The organism is Mesorhizobium sp. M1A.F.Ca.IN.020.06.1.1 (genome assembly GCF_004023265.1).
Classification (GTDB): domain Bacteria; phylum Pseudomonadota; class Alphaproteobacteria; order Rhizobiales; family Rhizobiaceae; genus Mesorhizobium.
The window spans coordinates 1-4,521 of sequence record NZ_RZSR01000469.1; the positions used below are offsets into that span (position 1 = coordinate 1).

Annotated in this window: 6 protein-coding genes; all 6 read left to right on the forward strand. The window is 64.5% G+C overall.

Going from position 1 to position 4,521, the window contains the following annotated elements:
• A complete protein-coding gene (sdhC, locus tag EOA60_RS19925) occupies positions 1-423 on the forward strand; it encodes a succinate dehydrogenase, cytochrome b556 subunit (RefSeq protein ID WP_067322933.1) in 423 nt (140 codons plus the stop codon).
• Complete coding sequence (gene sdhD / locus EOA60_RS19930; protein WP_066991857.1) at positions 423-818, forward strand: succinate dehydrogenase, hydrophobic membrane anchor protein; 396 nt, start codon at positions 423-425, stop codon at positions 816-818. Before sdhC ends, sdhD begins: the two co-directional genes overlap by 1 nt.
• A 4-nt stretch (positions 819-822) precedes the next feature.
• Positions 823-2,658: a succinate dehydrogenase flavoprotein subunit gene (gene sdhA, locus EOA60_RS19935; protein ID WP_095825187.1), complete on the forward strand. Its 1,836-nt coding sequence runs from the start codon at positions 823-825 to the stop codon at positions 2,656-2,658.
• A 1-nt stretch (position 2,659) separates the two neighbouring features.
• Positions 2,660-3,094: a DUF3052 family protein gene (locus EOA60_RS19940; RefSeq protein ID WP_095799643.1), complete on the forward strand. Its 435-nt coding sequence runs from the start codon at positions 2,660-2,662 to the stop codon at positions 3,092-3,094.
• Positions 3,094-3,873, forward strand: coding sequence for a succinate dehydrogenase iron-sulfur subunit (locus EOA60_RS19945; protein ID WP_095825188.1), 780 nt, complete (start codon positions 3,094-3,096; stop codon positions 3,871-3,873). Before EOA60_RS19940 ends, EOA60_RS19945 begins: the two co-directional genes overlap by 1 nt.
• Positions 3,874-4,039: 166 nt before the next feature.
• The coding region (locus EOA60_RS19950; protein WP_128311777.1) for an ISAs1 family transposase at positions 4,040-4,521 on the forward strand (482 nt) is incomplete at its 3' end.

The window sequence follows — 4,521 nt, forward strand, 5'->3', positions numbered from 1 at the left end:
ATGAGCAAATCACCAGCCACCCGCGCAATTGCCAGACGTGAACGGCCGCTTTCGCCGCACCTGACGATCTACAGGCCCCCGATCACGATGACGATGTCGATCATCCATCGCATCACCGGCGGCGCGCTCTATTTCGGCACGCTCCTGGTGGCGGCCTGGTTGATCGCTGCGTCGAGTTCGCAGGCTGCGTTCGACTGGGTCAACTGGGCCTTCGGCTCCTGGCTCGGCCGGCTGGTCCTGTTCGGCTACACCTGGGCGCTGATGCACCACATGCTGGGCGGGTTGCGCCATCTCGTCTGGGACACCGGCGCCGGGCTCGAAAAACACACCGCCTCGAGGATCGCATGGGCAACGCTCGCCGGCTCGATCGTGCTGACGCTATTGATCTGGATCGCGGGCTACATGGCGCGGGGGGCACTCTGATGACCGCAAAGAATTCGGACATGCGCACGCCGCTCGGGAAGGTTCGCGGCCTTGGTTCGGCGCGTGAGGGTACCGGCCATTTCTGGCGCCAGCGGTTGACGGCGGTGGCCAATATCCCGCTCATCCTGTTCTTCGTCGGCTTCCTGATCGCCCTCAACGGCCACGGCTATGCTGAAGTGCGGGCGTCGCTCGCGAACCCCTTCGTGGCGCTGGTGCTGTCGTTGGTGCTGATTTCTGCGCTCTACCACATGCGGATCGGCATGCAGGTCATCATCGAGGACTATGTGCATGGCGAGGGCATGAAGCTGGCGCTGATCGCCCTCAACACATTCTTCTCAATAGCAGTCGGCGTCGCCTCGCTCTTCGCTCTGCTCAAACTCGCATTCGGAGGCTGACGTCTTGGCCAGCGCAAACACAGCCAGCACGGCTTCGGCCTACACCTTTGTCGATCACAAATTCGATGTGGTGATCGTCGGCGCCGGCGGCGCCGGGTTGCGCGCCACGCTCGGCATGGCCGAGCAGGGGCTGCGCACCGCCTGCATCACCAAGGTGTTTCCGACACGCTCGCACACGGTCGCGGCGCAAGGCGGCATCGCCGCCTCGCTCTCCAACATGGGCCCAGATTCCTGGCAGTGGCACATGTACGACACGGTCAAGGGCTCAGACTGGCTGGGCGACGTCGACGCCATGGAATACATGGTGCGCGAGGCGCCGGCCGCCGTCTATGAGCTCGAGCATTACGGCGTGCCATTCTCGCGCACCGAAGAGGGCAAGATCTATCAGCGGCCGTTCGGCGGCCACATGATGAATTATGGCGACGGCCCGCCGGTTCAGCGCACCTGCGCCGCCGCCGACCGCACCGGGCATGCCATCCTGCATACGCTCTACGGCCAGTCGCTGAAGAACAACGCGCAGTTCTTCATCGAGTATTTCGCGCTCGACCTGATCATGGAGCCGGACGGCACATGCACCGGCGTGGTGGCGTGGAATCTCGACGACGGCACCATCCACCGCTTCTCGGCAAAGATGGTGGTGCTGGCGACCGGCGGCTATGGCCGCGCCTATTTCTCCGCCACCTCGGCGCATACCTGCACCGGCGACGGCGGCGGCATGGCCGCGCGGGCCGGGCTGCCGCTGCAGGACATGGAGTTCGTGCAGTTCCACCCGACCGGCATCTACGGCGCCGGCTGCCTGATCACCGAAGGCGCGCGCGGCGAGGGCGGCTATCTCGTCAATTCCGAGGGTGAGCGCTTCATGGAGCGCTACGCGCCGTCGGCCAAGGACCTCGCCTCGCGCGACGTGGTCTCGCGCTGCATGACGCTGGAGATCCGCGAGGGCCGCGGCGTCGGCAAGAACAAGGACCACATCTTCCTGCATCTCGACCATCTCGATCCGGCGGTGCTGCACGAGCGGCTGCCGGGCATCTCGGAATCGGCCAAGATCTTCGCCGGCGTCGACCTGACCAAGGAGCCGATCCCGGTGCTGCCGACGGTCCACTACAATATGGGCGGCGTGCCGACCAATTATTGGGGCGAGGCGCTAAATCCGAGCTTCGACAACCCCGACCGCGTGTCGCCCGGCCTGATGGCCGTGGGCGAAGCCGGCTGCGCCTCCGTGCATGGCGCCAACCGGCTCGGCTCCAACTCGCTGATCGATCTGGTCGTGTTCGGCCGCGCGGCCGCAATCCGCGCCGGCCAGGTGATCGATCGCAAGTCGGCGATTGCGTCGCCCAATCAGGAATCGGTCGACAAGATCATGGATCGCTTCGACAAGCTGCGCCACGCCAGCGGCTCGACCCCGACCGCGGCGCTGCGCGAAAAGATGCAGCGGGCGATGCAGGAAGACGCGGCGGTGTTCCGCACGCAGGAATCGCTGGAAAATGGCTGCAAGCGCGTTTCTCAAATCTGGAGCGAGCTCAAGGACGTCAAGGTCTTCGACCGCTCGATGATCTGGAACTCGGACCTGGTCGAGACGCTGGAGCTCGAAAACCTGATGATCAATGCCATCGCCACGGTCTACGGCGCCGAGGCGCGCAAGGAGAGCCGCGGCGCGCATGCGCGAGAGGATTTCTCGGCGCGCGACGACGCCAACTGGCGCAAGCACACGCTGGCCCACGTCGGCGAGGACGGCAAGGTGACGCTTTCCTACCGCCCGGTGCACACCGACCCGCTGCTGGCGGAAAAGGACGGCGGCATCAGCCTGGCCAAGATCGCGCCAAAGGCGAGGGTCTACTGACATGGCATTGGCGGCCGCGGGATATTCCGGCACGCCCCTTGCGGCCAAGCTCGGCCTGAAGGACGGCATGGTCGCCGCCTTCATCGCGCTGCCGCCCGAGCTCGACGAGTTGGCTGGAGCCGTCGGGTTTGCCGAGGTCGATCGGCTGCCCTACTGGTCGGCGATCTCGGGCAACCGGAAATACGATGCCGTGCACGCTTTCACCCGGCAGCGCGCCGAGATCGAGGACGGCCTGGCCGGCATCGAGACGGCGATCAAGCGCGACGGCATGGTCTGGGTCTCCTGGCCGAAGAAGGCTTCGAACGTGCCGACCGACGTCACCGAGGACGTCATCCGCGCCGAGGCGCTCAAGCGCGACCTTGTCGACGTCAAGGTCGCGGCCGTCAACGATATCTGGTCCGGGCTGAAGCTCGTCATCCGAAAGGACCGCAGGTAATGGTCGAACTCACGCTACCCAAGAATTCGAAAGTCCAGCAGGGCAAGACCTGGCCGAAGCCGGAGGGCGCCACCAATCTGCGCGAATACCGCATCTACCGCTGGTCGCCGGATGACGACGAGAACCCGCGCATGGACACCTACTTCGTCGACATGGACGATTGCGGCCCGATGGTTCTCGACGCGCTTCTGTGGATCAAGAACAAGATCGACCCGACGCTGACGCTGCGCCGTTCCTGCCGCGAAGGCATTTGCGGCTCCTGCGCCATGAACATCGACGGCTCCAACACGCTGGCCTGCACCAAGGGCGCGGAGGACATTTCGGGCGCGGTGAAGGTCTATCCGCTGCCGCATATGGCCGTGATCAAGGACCTTGTGCCCGACCTCACCAATTTTTACGCCCAGCATGCCTCGATCCAGCCGTGGCTGCAGACGGTCTCGCCGACGCCCGCCAAGGAATGGCTGCAGAGCCATGAGGATCGTGAGAAGCTCGACGGGCTCTATGAATGCATCCTGTGCGCCTGCTGCTCGACGTCCTGCCCAAGCTATTGGTGGAACGGCGACCGCTATCTCGGCCCGGCCACTTTGCTGCAGGCCTATCGCTGGCTGATCGACAGCCGCGACGAGGCGACGGGCGAGCGGCTCGACAATCTCGAAGACCCGTTCCGGCTCTATCGCTGCCACACCATCATGAATTGCGCGCAGACCTGCCCGAAGGGTCTCAATCCCGCCAAGGCGATCGCGGAAATCAAGAAGATGATGGTGGAGCGCCGCGTTTAGGCTTGATCGCTCGCGAGAATCCCGAAAGCAGCGTCCTTCACACCCCCTCGGTCCTGCCGGACATCTCCCCCGCAAGGGCAGGGGAATCGCAGATAAGTTGATTGGCTATTGCCAAGCCGCAAAAGAAGGATTCTTGAGAGGCTTTCTCGTAGCAGAGGAGGCCCGAGTGCGGCTTGTTTTGTCGATCCTGCAAGCAGTTCGCGATCCGCGCGACATCAACGCGCGGCATGATCTTGCTGAACTTCTGTTTCTGGCGCTGGCGGCGACGCTGTGCGGGGCCAAAAGCTGTGTGGATATTGCGGAGTTCGCAGAGGGGCGCGAGGAGGAGCTGAAAGAGTTCATCGAACTGAAGCATGGGTGTCCGAGCCACGACACCTTCAGCCGGGTGTTTCGGCTTCTTGATCCGCAGGAGTTGTCGGATGCGCTGAGCGCCTTCATGGCGGCATTGCGGCGTGAACTTGGGCTCGGCCCACCGCGTGCCGTGGTGGCCGTCGACGGCAAGGCGCTTAGGCGCGGTTATGAGAAGGGCCGTGCCTTCATGCCGCCGCTGATGGTCAGTGCCTGGGATGCCGAGACGCGGCTGGCGATTGCGGCAACGCGGGCGCCGGCCTCCGACGAGGTTGCGGCGACGCTGGCGCTGCTGAAGAG